Source organism: Vibrio sp. V04_P4A5T148 (genome assembly GCF_963875605.1).
GTDB lineage: Bacteria > Pseudomonadota > Gammaproteobacteria > Enterobacterales > Vibrionaceae > Vibrio > Vibrio anguillarum.
This window is the reverse complement of the sequence record NZ_CAWNMS010000036.1, coordinates 92,916-110,500: the sequence shown is the minus strand read 5'-3', so window position 1 is coordinate 110,500 and position 17,585 is coordinate 92,916. Positions and strand designations below refer to the sequence as shown.

The following is a 17,585-nucleotide window of genomic DNA, read 5'->3' as shown; positions in this document are numbered from 1 at the left end:
AATAAATGACTGAATCTTTTGCTCAACTCTTTGAAGAGTTTTTAAACGAAACACAATTTCAACAAGGTACAATCGTTAAAGGTACTGTAGTCGCTATCGAGAATGGTTTCGTTCTTGTTGACGCTGGTCTTAAGTCTGAGTCTGCTATCCCTGCTGAACAGTTCAAGAACGCTGCTGGCGAACTTGAAGTTGAAGTTGGTTCTGAAGTAGACGTTGCTCTAGACGCTGTTGAAGATGGTTTCGGTGAAACTCAACTTTCTCGTGAGAAAGCTAAGCGTCATGAAGCTTGGATCGTTCTTGAGAAAGCTTACGAAGAAGCTGAAACTGTTATTGGTATTATCAATGGTAAAGTTAAAGGTGGCTTCACTGTTGAACTAAACGGTATCCGTGCTTTCCTTCCAGGCTCTCTTGTTGACGTGCGTCCTATCCGTGACACTACTCACCTAGAAAACAAAGAGCTAGAGTTCAAAGTTATCAAACTAGACCAGAAACGTAACAACGTTGTTGTTTCTCGTCGTGCTGTTATCGAATCAGAAAGCAGCGTTGAACGTGACGAACTTCTTGAAACTCTACAAGAAGGCACTGAAGTTAAAGGTATCGTTAAGAACCTTACTGACTACGGCGCATTCGTTGACCTTGGTGGTGTTGATGGTCTTCTACATATCACAGATATGGCTTGGAAACGCGTTAAACACCCATCAGAAATCGTTAACGTTGGTGACGAAATCCTAGTTAAAGTTCTTAAGTTTGATCGTGATCGTACTCGCGTATCACTAGGTCTTAAGCAACTTGGCGAAGATCCATGGGTAGCTATCGCTAAGCGTTACCCAGAAGGTCATAAACTATCTGGCCGTGTAACAAATCTAACTGACTACGGCTGCTTCGTTGAAATCGAAGAAGGCGTTGAAGGTCTAGTACACGTTTCTGAAATGGATTGGACTAACAAGAACATCCACCCATCTAAAGTTGTTAATGTTGGCGACGAAGTTGAGGTTATGGTTCTTGATATCGACGAAGAGCGTCGTCGTATCTCTCTAGGTCTTAAACAGTGTAAAGCTAATCCATGGCAGTCATTCGCTGAAGCGCAAGCTAAAGGCGACAAAGTTACTGGTAAGATCAAGTCTATCACTGACTTCGGTATCTTCATCGGTCTAGACGGCGGCATCGACGGTCTAGTTCACCTATCTGACATCTCTTGGAACGTTCCTGGAGAAGAAGCGGTACGTGATTACAAGAAAGGCGATGAAATCTCTGCAGTTGTTCTAGCAGTAGATGCAGAGCGTGAGCGTATTTCTCTTGGCGTTAAGCAAATGGAAAACGACCCGTTCAACGCATATGTTGCTGATAACAAAAAAGGTACTCTAGTTAACGGTACTGTTACTGCAGTTGACGCGAAAGGTGCTACAATTGAACTTGTAGACGGCGTTGAAGGTTACATCCGTGCTTCTGAAGCATCTCGTGACCGTATTGAAGATGCGTCTCTAGTCCTAAGCGTTGGTGACAGCGTTGAAGCGAAATTTACTGGTGTAGACCGTAAAAACCGCGTAATCAACCTATCTATCAAAGCTAAAGATGAAGCTGATGAGCAAGAAGCAATGGCTACTCTGAACAAAGCTGATGAAGGTGCGTTTGGTAATGCTATGGCTGATGCATTCAAGGCTGCTAAAGGCGAATAATCTAACTCGCTAAAAGGGGCCGTAAGGCTCCTTTTTTTTCAGTTAGTGCCTACTTTGATAAGTAATGAGGGAAACTATGACTAAGTCTGAATTGATAGAAAGACTCTGTGCTGAGAAAACGCACCTATCTGCTAAAGAAATTGAAGACGCTGTGAAAGATATTCTTGAACATATGGCATCAACTTTAGAAAGCGGAGAGCGAATCGAAATTCGCGGATTTGGTAGTTTCTCTTTGCACTATCGTGAGCCTAGAGTAGGTCGTAATCCTAAAACCGGTGATAAAGTGGTGTTGGATGGCAAATTCGTCCCTCATTTCAAGCCAGGTAAAGAGTTACGTGAGCGAGTTAATGAGAATATCTAAAGCGATTTAGAGAGTATTCTAAAAAACGGCATACAGTTTAAGTATGCCGTTTTTTTAAGAAAGGAATCCATAATAGACATGGTTTGTAAGGCCATTTTCCTGCATAATCAGACCAGATCAATACTGGATAGGTAGTGGCATATGAAAATTATAAAAATCGTTCTAATTCTTGCACTTTTTTTGATTGCTTTAGCATTAGGGGCTCAAAATCAAGCAGTTGTGACGTTTAACTATTTGATCGCTCAAGGCGAATTTCACCTGTCTACTTTACTTGGCACTGTCTTTGTCTCTGGTTTTTTACTTGCTTGTTTGCTTGGTAGTAGCTTCTACTTCAAGTCTCAGTTGCAAGTTAGAAAGTTGAATAAGCAACTGAAAAAGCAAACAGCAGAGAACAGCTCTGTAACAAGTAAAGCGTAGTGAAATAAAGGCTGACTTGATGTTAGAAATTCTCTTCTTGCTATTACCGATTGCCGCCGCCTACGGCTGGTATATGGGAAATCGTAGTGCTCAGCAAGACAAGCAGAAACACTCTCACCAAATTTCTCGTCAGTATGTGACGGGTCTTAACTTACTGCTTTCTGATCAATCAGATAAGGCCGTTGACCATTTTATCGAGCTACTCCAAGTAGACAATGAAACGATTGATACCCACTTAGCGCTGGGCAACTTATTCCGTTCAAGAGGAGAGGTTGATCGTGCTATCCGCATCCATCAAAATCTCATATCTCGTTCAAGTCTTACTATTGACCAAAAAAATCTCGCCTTACAACAATTGGCAAAAGATTATATGGTGGCAGGCTTTCTCGACCGCGCTGAAAAAATATTTGAACAACTGATTGAAGAGCCTGAACACAAAGAAGCGGCGTTGCAACAATTGGTTTCTATTTACCAACAGACTCGAGAGTGGCATAAAGCTATCGATTACGCTTATGCGTTGGTCAAATTAGGCAGAAAAAGGATGCACAGTGTTATAGCCCATTTTTGGTGTGAACTTGCAATGCAAGAGAAGGCTGAAGGACGCGATAGCAAAGCGATTCAATATCTTAAAAAAGCGCTGTCTGAAGATCCGAAGTGTGTACGCGCAACGATCTCTTTAGGTAAGCTGTATCTTGAAAATGATGACTACCGTCATACAATCCAGTATATGCAAATGGTCTTGGAGCAGGACATTGATTTTATCGGCGAGGTATTGCCTACGCTTGCTGAGTGCTATCACCATATTGGGAAAGAGGGTGAACTTGTTGAGTTTTTACGCGAGTGCATTATCAATGAAGCTGGAGTGTCAGCTGAACTGATGCTCGCACAGTTGGTGGCACAACATGATGGTGCTGGAGCTGCGCAGGAACTTTTGACACGGCAATTGGTTAAAAATCCGACTATGAAGGGCTTCTACCGTTTAATTGACTACCATCTCATCGAAGCGGAGGAAGGTCGAGCGAAAGAGAGCTTGTCGACCTTGCAAAAATTGGTAGGTGAGCAACTAAAAGTAAAACCTCACTACCGATGCAGAAAGTGTGGTTTCTCAACCCATTCTCTCTACTGGCACTGCCCATCATGTAAGAATTGGGGTTCAATTAAACCTATCCGTGGTTTGGATGGTGAATAGAGTTCATGTATTGGAGTTACTGATCGACTCGGAAACTGCAGCTTATGAAAGCTGCATTTTTTTAGCTTAATTATTTTAGGAGTGAAAATGAAAGACCAGAGAGTAATTGTCGCGTTGGATTATGAGCAACAAGCGGAAGCGTTAGCTTTTGTTGATAAAATTGACCCCAACAGCTGTCGATTAAAAGTGGGTAAGGAGATGTTTACCCTGTTTGGTCCCGATTTTGTGCGTGAGCTACACAAAAGAGGTTTTTCGGTATTCTTAGACCTAAAGTTTCATGATATTCCCAACACGTGCTCTAAAGCCGTACGTGCGGCGGCTGAGCTTGGCGTATGGATGGTGAATGTTCATGCCAGTGGCGGGGAGAGAATGATGTCGGCGTCTCGCCAGATTCTTGAACCTTATGGTAACGATAGACCACTACTTATTGCTGTCACAGTACTAACCAGTATGGAACAAGCTGATCTTCGTGGCATTGGCATCGATGTTGCTCCTAAAGAGCATGTAATGCGTCTGGCTAGCCTAACTCAAAATGCAGGGTTAGATGGAGTGGTATGCTCAGCTCAAGAAGCGCACATGCTTAAGAGCCATCTTGGTCAAGAGTTTAAATTAGTTACGCCAGGGATTCGTCCTATTGGTTCTGCAACAGGAGACCAAAGACGTATTATGACTCCGAGTGAGGCCATAAAAGCTGGTTCAGATTATCTAGTCATCGGTCGCCCAATTACTCAGGCAACAAGACCGGATGAAGTCCTAAAAGCGATAAATGATACGTTAATTTAAATTAATGTTTTCTTTACGTTGTTGTATGAAAAAGGTCGCTTATGCGACCTTAAAAATACTTCCTAAGCAAAAATAATGGGCTACCATTTTTTCTTTTCACCAAACAGTGCTTCCATATCACTATTTCTCTCGTTATCTTCAATTTGTTGAAGATCCGTTGCACTTTTTGTTTGGCGTCGTTTTTCTAAGTCATCATACATTGACTGAAGTTTTTCACGAGCTTGATTGGAATAAGCATCATTTTTTGAGCTAAGAACATCGATCCCTTTACGCAATAGCTGAATCGCAGTTCCGGGTTGCCCACGAACGATCGAATCATTTGCCCGCTTAACGACATTCTCAATGTTGATTCGAATTTGTATTGTTTCTAGACGCGCATTTTCAGCGACGTAAGATTGTGTTTCAAAACGTCCTTTATTGTGCTCACTACGAATCGTGTCTCTTAAACGTTTCACTAGTTTAAGCATAATCAAAGCTTGTTTATCGCTGGTGGGTACTTTAAACGTTGTACTGTCACCACCTGGGTGGTTTTCTTGTAAATGCTTAATTTGTCCTTTCATATGCTCAATGCGTTGTGCCAACTGTTTATTTTTCGGGTCAAGCTCATACATACTAAGTAGGGCATCAAGGATACGGGTATTTAAACACACTAAGAGTTCTTTACTAAACGGCATGTGGTGTGCGTTGCCGATAAGGTCTTCTGTCGCATCAATAATGGCGATATATCGAGTCGACTCCTGCTTTTTAGCTGACTCGACCTTTACTTTGTATTGAAGCATGATGTTATAGCCAAGGACTAACACCAGCAAAACTGCTACAAGAGCAATGATTAAACCTATATTCATATAATCCGTATCTTTATTAGAATTCAGTGGCTAGCAATTAAGAATACACGATCCTTAGTTATCACTACACCTTCAAATTGACTATTTTTATTATTCCTGTTTTAACCCCTAAAAACTGCCTTTTATTGCTTAGATTGGGCGATAGTTGGCAAAAATTTAGTCAGCTACGCAAAATACTTACTTTTTTCTTCGCTCTTGAATCATCAAGCTTTGAATTGAGAGTGTTAAGCGTTATAACTAATAATTATAAACTATGATTGAAAGATCTGGATCTTTGATAATGGATTACGGGGCCAATAATGAAGTTACAGCAGTTAAAATATATTGTTGAAGTGGTTAATCACAACCTGAATGTCTCAGCAACTGCAGAAAGCCTTTATACCTCTCAGCCAGGCATTAGTAAACAGGTTCGTTTACTCGAAGATGAATTGGGTATTCAAATTTTTGAGCGTAGCGGTAAGCACCTGACACAAGTCACGGGTGCAGGTGAAGATATTATTCGTATCTCACAAGAGATCCTTTCACGTGTGGAAAGCATTAAGGCCGTGGCAGGGGAGCATACGCACCCTGAGATGGGTACGCTGAATATTTCAACGACTCATACACAAGCTCGCTACGCGTTACCTGATGTAATCAAAGGATTCACTGCGCGTTATCCGAAAGTGTCGTTACACATGCACCAAGGTACTCCAAGTCAGATGTCGGAAGCGGTTGCAAAAGGCACCGCTAATTTTGCGATAGCAACAGAAGCGCTTCATCTGTACCAAGATGCCATCATGCTACCTTGTTATCATTGGAACCGTTCTATTGTTGTGCCTAAAGATCATGCTCTTGCAAAAAAAGAACGGGTAACGATTGAGGATTTAGCCGCGTATCCATTGGTCACTTACGTGTTTGGTTTTACTGGTCGTTCAGAGTTAGACACTGCATTTAATCGCGTAGGGTTAACGCCGCGAGTTGTCTTCACCGCCACCGATGCGGATGTGATAAAAACTTATGTCCGAATGGGAATTGGGGTGGGTGTTATCGCAAGTATGGCGATAGATAAATCACGCGACACCGATCTTATCGCGATTGATGCCAGCCATCTTTTTGGTGCGAGCACGACTAGCATTGGGTTTCGCCGAGGCACATTCCTGCGCTCTTATATGTTTGACTTTATGGAACGTTTCGCGCCTCATCTTACTCGCCCTGTCGTCGAACGGGCTACCTCGTTAAAATCGAATATCGAAATAGAAGAGATGTTTAAAGACATTGAATTGCCAGTTCGTTAAGCAAATTTTGATCATTTAAAACGAAACACTTCCTAATTAAACCATCACCTCCTAGAATTGGCCTTTCTAGGGGGGATGTATGCGCGCGCTTTTCAAACATATCGATGCTTTTTTAATTGAAAATCAACGTTTTTGGCGATTTGAGCCCTTTCATCATAGTGGCTTAGACAGTTCACCTTGGAAACATTCAGACCATAGGCTGGATCAGTGGTTGCAAACGCTATCTTTGGACAGTATCGATAGCTTAAAGTCATCGCCGCAAGCGCTCATTGAGCAACTTCATCCGTATATCGAGGGGTTAAAAGAAGCGGATATCATGATTAGGCTTCAAGATGCCCCTCGTAATACTCAGCAAGCACTCAGCCCTTACTTAGAGCAGGGGATCCCTGGCAGAAAGCTAGAACAAATTCGTTTAATGAGCGAATCACTCCTCTCTAGGCATTCAGGAACGGAATGGCTAGAGTGGTGCGCGGGTAAAGGCTTTTTAGGTCGAATTATCGCAGCGCAGTCAAAACAAAAAGTCACTAGTTTTGAATATCAGTCGCAGCTCTGTCATGCAGGACAAGCTTGCGCCGATGAACATGATCTTCCGATGCAATTTATTCAAGGGGACGCTTTTGAGCCGCAAGCGTTTGGCGTTTTCAATACCAATCAGCATGCCGTCGCTTTACATGCCTGTGGTGATCTCCATGTTCGCCTACTCGAATATTCTGTTGCTCATCGCTTGCCTGCGATTACGTTTTCACCATGTTGCTACCATTTAATCAAAGCCGATAGCTACCAACCCATGTCCAGCTACGGTCGTACTTCTTCTCTTGCCTTGTCCAAAGAAGAGCTGCGTATTCCGCTACAAGAAACCGTTACGGGGGGAGAGCGGGTTCGCCGTCATCGTTTGCAAGAAATGACGTTTCGTTTGGGTTTTGATTTGTTGCTAAGATCTGAGCTTGAGCATCATCAATATTGCCCAATTCCGAGCCTCAAAAAATCACAACTAGCCGAAGGATTTTTAGCTTTTTGTTATTGGGCGGCGGCACAAAAAGGCATCGCATTACCAGAAGTGGATTGGCCTGCTTATGAACGTAAAGGCGAGCAGCGTTTTTGGCAGATGGAAAGGATAGGCTTAGTGCAACAGGCATTTCGCCGCATGATTGAGCTTTGGTTGGTATTGGATAAGGCACTTTATCTTCAAGAACAAGGCTATGAGGTGCAGATTGAGCAGTTTTGCGCTAGGAAAGTAACGCCACGCAATATATTGGTTCACGCTTATAAAAAATGAAAGCCAAGCGCATGACGCACTTGGCTAAGAATTGAGAGCTTTACCGCAAATTGTTATCGTTAGTTAAACAGAGCGATAGCTTCAGATGGGTCAAGATATTCAAGGTTGAAACTCTCGGCGACCTCTTTACAGGTGACTTTACCGTGTATCACGTTTAAACCTTCTAGGAATCCTTTATCCTCTAATAATGCACGTTGATAACCTTTATTGGCCAGTTTAACAATGTAAGGCAACGTAGCGTTATTCAAGGCGAAAGTTGATGTGCGAGCCACAGCGCCTGGCATGTTTGCGACGCAGTAATGAACGACGTCATCAACGATATAGGTCGGGTCATCATGAGTGGTAGCATGTGAGGTTTCAAAGCAGCCGCCTTGGTCAATTGCCACATCAACGACCGCAGAGCCAGGTTTCATTCTAGAAATCAGATCTTTAGTTACGAGTTTAGGAGCTGCTGCTCCGGGGATCAGTACTGCGCCTATTACTAAATCGGCTTCGAGGACGTATTTTTCAATCGCATCCTTTGTTGAATACACGACTTTAGCGTGACCTTGGAACTCTTCATCGAGTTTACGCAGCATATCAACACTTCGGTCGAGAATCGTCACATCAGCACGCATTCCGACAGCAATTCTGGCTGCGTTAGCACCGACTACACCACCACCAATCACCACCACTTTTGCTGGTGCGACTCCGGGTACACCACCCAGTAACAAACCACAGCCCGCGTGTGATTTTTCTAAACACTGCGCACCTGATTGAATAGACATTCGACCAGCGACTTCAGACATTGGTGCTAATAGTGGCAAGCGACCCATATTATCTGTTACAGTCTCGTAGGCTATACAGACAGCTTTGCTCTTGATTAGCTCCTCAGTTTGTGGAAAATCTGGAGCTAGATGTAAATAGGTAAATAAAATTTGGCCTTCGCGGAGCATTGCTCGTTCAGCAGCCTGAGGTTCTTTGACCTTAACAATCATTTCTGCTTTCGCAAAAATGTTAGAAGCAGTAGGAAGAATGGATGCGCCTACAGCGATGTAATCATCGTCTGAAAAGCCGATGCCGGAACCGGCATTTGTTTCAACATAAACTTGGTGACCGTGTGAGACAAGTTCGCGCACGCTTGCGGGAATCATGCCCACACGATATTCGTGGTTTTTGATTTCTTTAGGAACTCCAATGATCATCCTGACTCCTTAGGTTTTTTTGGTTGTTATAACTATATGTAGGGTTGTTGTTTCGAATTTGTGACTAGTATAGATGTGAATGTGTAAAATTTGATACTGAATATTAAAAAGTTGTAGTATATATTTTTGCAAGGAAGTAATAAGGTGGAATAAAAAATGGCAGACAACTATAAAAGGCCGTCCAAGGATTTAGACCGTATCGATCGCAATATTTTGAATGAATTGCAGAAAGATGGTCGTATTTCGAATGTAGAATTATCAAAACGAGTGGGTTTATCTCCAACCCCCTGTTTAGAGCGTGTACGTCGTTTAGAGCGTCAAGGTTTCATTACCGGTTATACCGCGTTGTTGAATCCACAATATCTTGATGCTTCGCTGTTGGTATTTGTGGAAATTACATTGAATCGCGGTGCACCTGATGTGTTTGAACAGTTTAATACTGCGGTTCAAAAACTGGATGACATTCAAGAATGCCATCTTGTTTCGGGTGATTTTGACTATCTTCTCAAAACTCGAGTCTCTGACATGGGGGCGTATCGTAAATTGTTGGGTGATACGCTATTGCGTTTGCCCGGAGTCAATGACACTCGCACTTATGTTGTGATGGAAGAAGTGAAGCAAAGTAACCAGTTGGTTATCAAAACTCGATAACGCCAGATTGTCTGAATAGTGGTACTTCTTTCCACATTCTGACGTTCGCCAATTGGGTTTTTAACCTTGATGTGGTTAAATCACACAACAAACCGAGCGGCTTTTGCCGCTCGGACTGTTTTCACCCAAACCAACGCATCAAGCCGCAATAAACCTTGAGTGTTGGCGTTAATCAGAATCTAGGTTTATGTTCAAAGAGAACCAAAATAAAGTTGAGACCATTATTAAGACCAGCGAAGAGCCTCAGTCTTCACGCCTCAATGGATCGCAACGTCTGAAAGAGTGCGGGCTTATTGTCGCTGTGCTTGCCTCTGTGCTTCTTTCCATCGCTTTATTAACATTTAGTCCCGCCGATCCTTCATGGTCGCAAACCGCGTGGGGAGGCGATATTGAAAATGCAGGCGGTATTATTGGCGCATGGATTGCCGATACCTTGTTCTTTATTTTTGGATCGCTGGCCTACCCAATACCGCTCATGATTACTGTGCTAGCATGGGTTTTTCTGCGTAAAAGAGAAGAGAATGAACCCCTTGATTTTGTGCTGTGGGGAACGCGTTTACTCGGCTTAACCATCTTGATTTTGACCAGTTGTGGCCTTGCGGATATCAACTTTGACGATATTTGGTATTTTTCATCTGGTGGTGTGATTGGGGATGTCTTAACCAGTTTGGCGCTGCCAACGCTTAATTTACTAGGCTCAACCTTAGTATTGCTCTTTTTATGGGGCGCTGGTTTTACGCTGCTAACGGGTATCTCCTGGCTAAGCATCGTGGAATGGTTAGGCACGATGAGTATTTCTCTTGGCGTTGCGTTGATCAATCGATTACGTGGTGAGAAAGATGAAGATATTGCGCCCGTTTTGTCGCAAATGGAATTGTCGCCGCTTGAATCATCATCCGCAGACTTAGCCGTTGTTGAGTCTAGTTCGCCAAATGAAGAATATGTCAAATCAGCCCTCGATGCGTTTGGGGCCGAGCAATACACGACTGCGGTAGAGGTTGAAGAAGAGCTGGAACAGACTCACTCGCCAAGACGTTTTAATATTCACATGCCAGCGGCCAAAACTCAGGCTAACACTTCCCCTGAATTCAGTGACACTCACTCAGATGAAGCGCCATTTGATCGCAGCAAGCAACTTAGTGCAACGATTGAAGAGTTAGAATCTGTTGCGTTGGAAGAGGATGACCTTGCTCTTTCATCGGCAGACTGGGTAGATGAAAGAGCTAATGAGCATAATGAGCATCAAGCATTAGCCAGTGCCGACCTCGATGCCAGTCAAGAAGCTCAGCAATATGCATGGGCAGAGGACGAAGAGGTAAGCGATCCGTCGCTTACGATGACAGAAGTTGATCTTGAAGTGTCGCGTGTTGAACCGGTTATTTCCAATTTAGATGTGCTGGATGAAGATGAATCAGATCAAGCGTTGGCTGCTGATCTTGATGTGATGTCAGAAGATGACGAGCCACCGTTAGGCCAGCAAGACAGTGATGTGACGGCTTTTCAGAACATGGTGTCTTCGGCTCAGGCCAATATGGCGGCCAAGCAAAATCCATTTTTAATGCAAAAAGAAACTAACCTGCCTAAACCGACGGAGCCACTACCGACGTTAGAGCTTCTGTATCACCCAGAAAAGCGTGAACACTTTATTGACCGAGATGCATTAGAGGAGGTTGCTCGTTTGGTTGAATCTAAACTCGCGGATTACAAAATCCAAGCGCAAGTGGTTGATATCTTTCCGGGGCCGGTTATCACTCGTTTTGAATTAGATTTAGCTCCAGGCGTAAAAGTGAGCCGTATTTCTAGCCTATCGATGGATTTGGCGCGTTCTTTATCGGCAATGGCGGTGAGGGTGGTTGAAGTGATCCCTGGTAAACCTTATGTTGGTCTTGAACTGCCAAACATGAGTCGTCAAACCGTCTATTTGTCAGATGTTATAAAAAGCCGTCAATTCCAAGAAGCGAAATCACCCACGACCATCGTTTTAGGGCAAGACATTGCAGGCGAAGCATTGGTCGCGGATTTAGCCAAAATGCCGCACGTGTTGGTGGCTGGTACTACAGGCTCAGGTAAGTCGGTTGGGGTCAACGTGATGATCCTCAGCATGCTTTATAAAGCGAGCCCAGAAGACGTTCGCTTTATTATGATTGACCCGAAAATGTTAGAGCTATCGATCTACGAGGGTATTCCTCACCTGTTAGCTGAAGTCGTGACTGACATGAAAGACGCATCAAATGCTTTACGTTGGTGTGTGGGTGAAATGGAACGTCGTTATAAATTAATGTCTGTGCTTGGTGTGCGTAACATCAAAGGCTTCAATGATAAGCTAAAAATGGCTGCTGCTGCTGGCCACCCCATCCACGATCCTTTGTGGAGAGAAGGGGACAGTATGGAGAGTGAACCGCCACTGCTGGAAAAACTGCCTTACATTGTCGTGGTTGTTGATGAATTTGCTGATCTGATGATGGTGGTGGGTAAAAAAGTAGAAGAGTTGATCGCGCGTTTGGCACAAAAGGCTCGAGCTGCGGGTATTCACCTTATTTTGGCCACTCAGCGTCCATCGGTTGATGTGATCACCGGTTTAATCAAAGCGAATATTCCGACCCGCGTTGCGTTTACCGTTTCGACTAAAACCGACTCAAGAACTATTTTGGACCAAAGTGGTGCGGAATCACTGCTCGGTATGGGCGATATGCTCTATCTACCACCGGGTTCTAGCCACACGATCCGGGTTCACGGTGCGTTTGCCTCGGATGAAGATGTGCATGCGGTGGTAAACAACTGGAAAGCACGCGGTAAGCCGAACTACATAGAAGAGATCACTTATGGTGACCAAGGACCAGAAGCCTTGCTACCCGGTGAGAAGATGGAAAGTGATGAAGAAGTGGATCCGCTATTTGATCAAGTGGTTGAACATGTAGTGGAAACGCGTCGAGGTTCAGTTTCAGGAGTGCAACGCCGATTTAAAATCGGTTACAACCGCGCTGCAAGAATTGTAGAGCAGCTGGAAGCACAAGGTATTGTGAGCGCTCCCGGCCATAATGGTAATCGCGAAGTACTATCGCCAGCGCCGCCGCGAGATTAATCACGGTCATTGTAGGCAACACAAACAAACAGCGCCACCCATGATGCCATGAGCGGCGCTGTTTCAATTTAGCTAGCATAAACTCTCGCCAGCCTTGCTAACGGCTATTTTTCTTGCATCAGCCCCATCAGTGCTTGTTGCGTGTCAGATATTTGTTGCTGCGCGGATGGTGTGCTGCCAATTCCCAATTGTTGTTTAGCTTCATCTTCAGAGAGACCTAAGTGGCAACACAGTAAATCAATCGCCATTTGATAGTTGCTCGTTTCAGCCATTATGCTGTCCTTTGTCCGTCGAAAATGTCTGTTTCCCATGCAATGTAATCACTTTAGCTGGGACTCTCAATACGACCAAAGTCTTATGAGTTCAATTGCCCATCACGTGCTGTAAGGGTAGGTTAACCATCTTGCTGTTCAATAACAGATTTTAGAAAACTCGGCGTCAGACATTAAATGTTTCAATTTATCGCTTAACCTTGTTTTTCAAATCTTAGACTATATGTATATGAAAAATTGTGTAGGTTCATGCTAGCGTCGCTTGCAGCCTACACTCATAATAAGCTTTTCATTCGGAGATAAGTAATGAAGCGAGTCATGTTATTTCTAGCAACCAACCTTGCGGTGGTTCTGGTTCTTAGCCTTGTATTAAATATTGTTTATGCTGTGACGGGGATGCAGCCGGGCAGTTTATCTGGCTTGCTCGTCATGGCCGCGTTGTTTGGTTTTGGCGGCTCATTTATTTCATTATTGATGTCAAAGAGCATGGCTCTGCGCTCGGTAGGTGGAATGGTGATTGAAAGTCCACGTAACGAAACTGAGCATTGGCTAGTGCAAACGGTGCGTCGTCAAGCTCAGCAAGCGGGTATTGGTATGCCAACGGTAGCAATTTATGATTCGCCGGACATCAACGCTTTTGCAACAGGCGCTAAACGTGATGATTCTCTCGTCGCTGTTTCAACGGGGCTATTACACAGCATGACGCGTGACGAGGCCGAAGCGGTATTGGCGCATGAAGTGAGCCACATTGCCAATGGCGATATGGTTACGATGACTTTAATGCAAGGAGTGGTTAACACCTTCGTTATTTTCTTATCGCGCTTTATCGCAAACATCGTGTCGTCTCGAGATTCAGAAGAGGGTGGCGGTAGCAATATGATGGTTTATTTTGGCATCTCTATGGTGCTGGAATTGGTATTTGGCTTCCTCGCGAGCTTTATTACGATGTGGTATAGCCGTCATCGCGAATTCCACGCCGACGCAGGTGCAGCAAAGCTTGTGGGTAAACACAAGATGATTGCGGCGTTAGAGCGTTTAAAAATGGGGCAAGAATCTCAATTAGAAGGTTCTATGATGGCGTTTGGTATCAACGGTAAACGTTCAATGACGGAATTATTGATGAGTCACCCACCGCTTGATAAACGCATCGCCGCTTTGCGCAATAGTTAATCTAAGCTAACTAAAAAGAGAAGGCCAGCGAATTATGCTGGCCTTTTTGATCGTCGTAACTATTGGAATTTTAGTCTTTATTTTCTTTTTTGATCTTAATTCCTTGCAACCACGTATGCATTGAAAAGATACAAAGTTATACAAGAAATATTTTGTATAACTAAGTGACTTGTACTATTTTGTACATGTGAAGTTTTTGTATAACTTATGGAAACGTACAATGGATGTCGAATCGGTTGCTCAAGTTTATCGTCAACTCAACAAAGAGAACTTGCCTTTATTACGTCAGGTTTATCACGACAATGTCCTTTTTGAGGATGCCGCTCATCGAATAGAAGGTTGGCGTGCGCTATCGGATTATTTTGCTCGTTTGTATCAGAACGTAGAGCGTTGTGATTTTACCATCCATGATCACCAGCAAGTCGGTGACTGCGGCTTTCTCACATGGACTATGTCTTTGCAGCATCCTCGGCTAGCTCGTGGAAAACTTATACAAGTGCAAGGGATGAGCCATCTCAAGTTTCAAGACAACCAAGTCATTTATCACCGTGATTACTTCGACTTGGGAGAAATGCTCTATGAACACATTCCGCTGCTGGGAAGTGTTATTCGTTCGATCAAACAGAGGTTAGGGCAATGAAGAGTGTACTTATCACGGGAGCCACTTCTGGTATTGGTTATCAGCTAGCTGTTGATTATGCAAAAACGGGTTGGCAAGTTATTGCTTGTGGACGTAACCAAGCCAAGCTTAATCAAATGCATCAAGAGTATCTGCAGATCCAAGGCATTGCGTTTGATATTACCGATTTTGAGCAAACGAAATCGGCTTTATCGCAACTGCCTTTTACTCCTTCACTGTGGATCCTCAACGCTGGCGATTGCGAATACATCGATCATGGTCAAATGGATTCACTCCGGTTTAAGCGTGTGTTTGACGTAAACGTTTTGGGTTTAGCTCATTGCATTGAGGCGATACAGCATCACTTTGTTGCTAACCACCGTGTGGCGATCGTTGGTTCCATCGCCAGTGAAATCGCGCTGCCAAGAGCAGAAGCCTATGGCGCTTCTAAAGCGGCGGTTAGCTACTTAGCACGCTCGCTCATTCAAGATTGGCGAGCGCAAGGTGTTGCTGTGACGATGATCTATCCTGGGTTCGTTGCCACGCCTTTGACTGATAAAAATAGTTTTTCGATGCCAATGATGGTCAGTGCCGAGTATGCATCGCAGGCGATTCGCCGTGGGTTGGAAAAAGGCAAAACCACCCTCTATTTTCCGGCCCGTTTTACGAGCTTATTACGTTTGATTGGCAGCTTACCTTACGCATGGCAAGGCAAATTGGTTGCGGCATTACTTAAATAACGAGCTGTTTTGTAATTAAAGGAATTGAGTATGAAAATCGCCATTATTGGTAGCGGTATTTCCGGTTTAACATGCGGTTATTATTTGCATAAACATCATGATGTTACCGTGTTTGAAGCCAATCATTACATTGGTGGGCATACCGCCACCGTCGATATTGAGCTCGATGGTCAAAATCACGCGGTTGATACTGGTTTTATCGTGTACAACGACCGGACCTACCCAAATTTCATCGCAATGATGAATGAAATTGGCGTAAAAGGCATTCCGACTCAAATGAGCTTCAGTGTGCGTAATGATGCGAATGGGCTGGAATATAACGGTCATACAGCAACTACGCTGTTTGCACAAAAGCGTAACTGGTTAAACCCTGTCTTTTATCGCTTTATTTTTGAAATCATTCGCTTCAATCGGTTAGCGAAACAGCAAGCAGAACAAGCGCATCAATTAATGCAAACCTTAGGTGATTTCTTATTTGAGCACCAATTTTCTGACTATTTTTGTGAAAATTATATTTTACCGATGGGAGCTGCGATTTGGTCATCTTCCTTGGCTGATATGCGGGTTTTTCCGTTAAGTTTCTTTTTGCGTTTCTTCCTCAACCATGGCCTGCTAGACATCACTAACCGACCACAATGGTATGTGGTTGAAGGCGGATCGCGTGCGTACATCGAACCCTTGACGCAAGGTTTTAAAGATAAGATTCATCTTGATAGCCCAGTTACACAAGTCAAACGCAGCTCGGCGGGTGTCGAGCTCGTTGTTAATGGGCAATCACACCACTTTGATCATGTAATTTTTGCATGTCACAGCGATCAGGCATTAGGTATGTTAGAGCAAGCGACAGAGGCTGAGCAAGAGGTGCTCGGCGTAATGCACTATCAAGCCAATGAAGTCACTTTACATACCGACACATCACTGCTGCCTAAGCGAAAAGCTGCTTGGGCAGCTTGGAACTATTGGCTTGATGGCAGCCCAGATCAAGAATCGCGTTTACCAGCGCTGACCTACAATATGAATATCTTGCAGCATATTAAAGGCGCTCATACTTTTTGTGTATCGCTCAACAGCGGTGACCGCATTGCTGATGAGAAAGTGTTACGACAGTTTACTTATCACCACCCGGTATTTACCACGCAATCTATCGCGGCTCAGCAACGCAAGCCTGAAGTCAACGGTGTGAATAACACTTGGTACTGTGGCGCTTATTGGCGCAATGGTTTTCATGAAGATGGCGTGACCAGTGCGCTGGATGTGGTGACACAGCTTGAAGCGCAAGCGCAGCAGTTAAAAGGCGCGGCGTGATGGAGACTGAGCCCAACAGTTGTTTGATGGTTGGCATGGTACGTCATCGACGCTTTGCACCGATTGAACATGCGCTCAATTATCCATTGTTTATGCCGTGTATTGATCTCGATGAACTGGAGCAACTGAGTGATTCAGTTTGGGGGTTTGGCGAAAAATGGTGGCACTGGGCGCGTTTTCAGAGAGCCGATTATCTTGGTGAAGGGGATTTAAAACAGTGCATACAAGATAAAGTTCATGAGCTGACGGGCGACCGCTGCTCTGGAAAGGTGATGGCAGTATGTCACCTTCGTTATTTAGGAATCTATTTCAGCCCGGTTAATTTCTATTATCTTTATGATCAACAAGGTGAATGGCAATATTTGTTGGCCGAAGTGAGTAATACACCTTGGAATCAACGGCACTACTACGCGGTGAAAGCACAAGCGGGAGAAGAGCAGCAACAGTGGCGTCATCAAAAGGCGTTTCATGTTTCTCCCTTCAATCCTATTGATCAGCAATATCATTGGAAGTTGAAGCCACTTGGTTCGTCATTGAGTGTGCATTTGGAATGTCACAAAGAAGGTAAAGTTTTCGATGCGACTTTATCGATGAAGGCACAACCATTTAATTCAAAAAATTTACTCAAATTATTGATCAAAACACCCGTGATGGCCGTAAAAGTGACAATCGGTATTTACTGGCATGCTTTAAAGCTGTGGCTTAAAGGAGCACCTTTCTACTCCAACCCACATTCATAAA

General features: G+C 44.0%; 17 protein-coding genes. 14 read left to right on the top strand and 3 right to left on the bottom strand.

What is annotated here, in order from left to right; all coding sequences use genetic code 11:
* Window positions 1-5 precede the first annotated feature (5 nt).
* From rpsA to pyrF, 5 genes are all read left to right on the top strand, one after another.
* Window positions 6-1,676, top strand: a complete 1,671-nt coding sequence (gene rpsA / locus AACT18_RS07525; RefSeq protein ID WP_013857179.1) for a 30S ribosomal protein S1 — start codon at window positions 6-8, stop codon at window positions 1,674-1,676.
* Window positions 1,677-1,752: 76 nt separating this feature from the next.
* Window positions 1,753-2,037 (top strand): integration host factor subunit beta, encoded by a 285-nt coding sequence (ihfB, locus tag AACT18_RS07520; RefSeq protein ID WP_010317449.1) that lies wholly within the window; start codon window positions 1,753-1,755, stop codon window positions 2,035-2,037.
* A gap of 141 nt (window positions 2,038-2,178) precedes the next feature.
* Window positions 2,179-2,454 carry a LapA family protein gene (locus AACT18_RS07515; protein ID WP_017044598.1) on the top strand — a complete coding sequence of 92 codons (276 nt, stop codon included), beginning with the start codon at window positions 2,179-2,181 and terminating at the stop codon, window positions 2,452-2,454.
* Between the two features lie 19 nt (window positions 2,455-2,473).
* Window positions 2,474-3,643 (top strand): lipopolysaccharide assembly protein LapB, encoded by a 1,170-nt coding sequence (gene lapB / locus AACT18_RS07510; protein ID WP_026028046.1) that lies wholly within the window; start codon window positions 2,474-2,476, stop codon window positions 3,641-3,643.
* Between the two features lie 87 nt (window positions 3,644-3,730).
* Entirely contained in the window at window positions 3,731-4,426 is a 696-nt protein-coding gene (gene pyrF, locus AACT18_RS07505; protein ID WP_094125587.1) for an orotidine-5'-phosphate decarboxylase, read from the top strand.
* Between the two features lie 80 nt (window positions 4,427-4,506).
* Here the strand turns inward: pyrF and AACT18_RS07500 are convergent, their stop codons facing one another.
* On the bottom strand, window positions 4,507-5,271 hold the full coding sequence (locus AACT18_RS07500) for a hypothetical protein (protein ID WP_013857174.1): 765 nt from the start codon (window positions 5,269-5,271) through the stop codon (window positions 4,507-4,509).
* 299 nt (window positions 5,272-5,570) lie between these two features.
* On the opposite strand from AACT18_RS07500, the gene cysB reads away from it, so the two are divergent.
* Together cysB and AACT18_RS07490 are read left to right on the top strand one after the other, a co-directional pair.
* Window positions 5,571-6,545: an HTH-type transcriptional regulator CysB gene (cysB, locus tag AACT18_RS07495; RefSeq protein WP_010317444.1), complete on the top strand. Its 975-nt coding sequence runs from the start codon at window positions 5,571-5,573 to the stop codon at window positions 6,543-6,545.
* A 79-nt stretch (window positions 6,546-6,624) separates the two neighbouring features.
* On the top strand, window positions 6,625-7,821 hold the full coding sequence (locus AACT18_RS07490; RefSeq protein ID WP_094125397.1) for a methyltransferase: 1,197 nt from the start codon (window positions 6,625-6,627) through the stop codon (window positions 7,819-7,821).
* Window positions 7,822-7,880: 59 nt separating this feature from the next.
* Here the strand turns inward: AACT18_RS07490 and ald are convergent, their stop codons facing one another.
* The gene (gene ald, locus AACT18_RS07485) at window positions 7,881-9,005 is read right to left on the bottom strand and encodes an alanine dehydrogenase (RefSeq protein ID WP_017041996.1); all 1,125 of its coding nucleotides are present in this window, start codon (window positions 9,003-9,005) and stop codon (window positions 7,881-7,883) included.
* Window positions 9,006-9,161: 156 nt separating this feature from the next.
* On the opposite strand from ald, the gene lrp reads away from it, so the two are divergent.
* Window positions 9,162-9,656, top strand: coding sequence for a leucine-responsive transcriptional regulator Lrp (gene lrp / locus AACT18_RS07480; protein ID WP_010317439.1), 495 nt, complete (start codon window positions 9,162-9,164; stop codon window positions 9,654-9,656).
* Between the two features lie 187 nt (window positions 9,657-9,843).
* Window positions 9,844-12,738, top strand: a complete 2,895-nt coding sequence (locus AACT18_RS07475; protein ID WP_094124562.1) for a DNA translocase FtsK — start codon at window positions 9,844-9,846, stop codon at window positions 12,736-12,738.
* Between the two features lie 104 nt (window positions 12,739-12,842).
* Here the strand turns inward: AACT18_RS07475 and AACT18_RS07470 are convergent, their stop codons facing one another.
* On the bottom strand, window positions 12,843-13,010 hold the full coding sequence (locus AACT18_RS07470) for a hypothetical protein (protein ID WP_017041998.1): 168 nt from the start codon (window positions 13,008-13,010) through the stop codon (window positions 12,843-12,845).
* Between the two features lie 306 nt (window positions 13,011-13,316).
* Between AACT18_RS07470 and htpX the strand changes: the two genes are divergently transcribed.
* The 5 genes from htpX (at window position 13,317) to AACT18_RS07445 (ending at window position 17,584) form a co-directional block, all read left to right on the top strand.
* Window positions 13,317-14,180 carry a protease HtpX gene (gene htpX, locus AACT18_RS07465; protein ID WP_013857168.1) on the top strand — a complete coding sequence of 288 codons (864 nt, stop codon included), beginning with the start codon at window positions 13,317-13,319 and terminating at the stop codon, window positions 14,178-14,180.
* Between the two features lie 220 nt (window positions 14,181-14,400).
* Window positions 14,401-14,820 (top strand): nuclear transport factor 2 family protein, encoded by a 420-nt coding sequence (locus AACT18_RS07460; RefSeq protein ID WP_026028585.1) that lies wholly within the window; start codon window positions 14,401-14,403, stop codon window positions 14,818-14,820.
* Window positions 14,817-15,539, top strand: a complete 723-nt coding sequence (locus tag AACT18_RS07455) for an SDR family NAD(P)-dependent oxidoreductase (RefSeq protein WP_094144220.1) — start codon at window positions 14,817-14,819, stop codon at window positions 15,537-15,539. The genes AACT18_RS07460 and AACT18_RS07455 overlap by 4 nt, the downstream gene beginning before the upstream one ends.
* A 30-nt stretch (window positions 15,540-15,569) precedes the next feature.
* A complete protein-coding gene (locus tag AACT18_RS07450; protein ID WP_094144219.1) occupies window positions 15,570-16,844 on the top strand; it encodes an NAD(P)/FAD-dependent oxidoreductase in 1,275 nt (424 codons plus the stop codon).
* A complete protein-coding gene (locus AACT18_RS07445; RefSeq protein WP_094125210.1) occupies window positions 16,844-17,584 on the top strand; it encodes a DUF1365 domain-containing protein in 741 nt (246 codons plus the stop codon). Before AACT18_RS07450 ends, AACT18_RS07445 begins: the two co-directional genes overlap by 1 nt.
* The last annotated feature ends 1 nt before the right edge of the window (window position 17,585 follow it).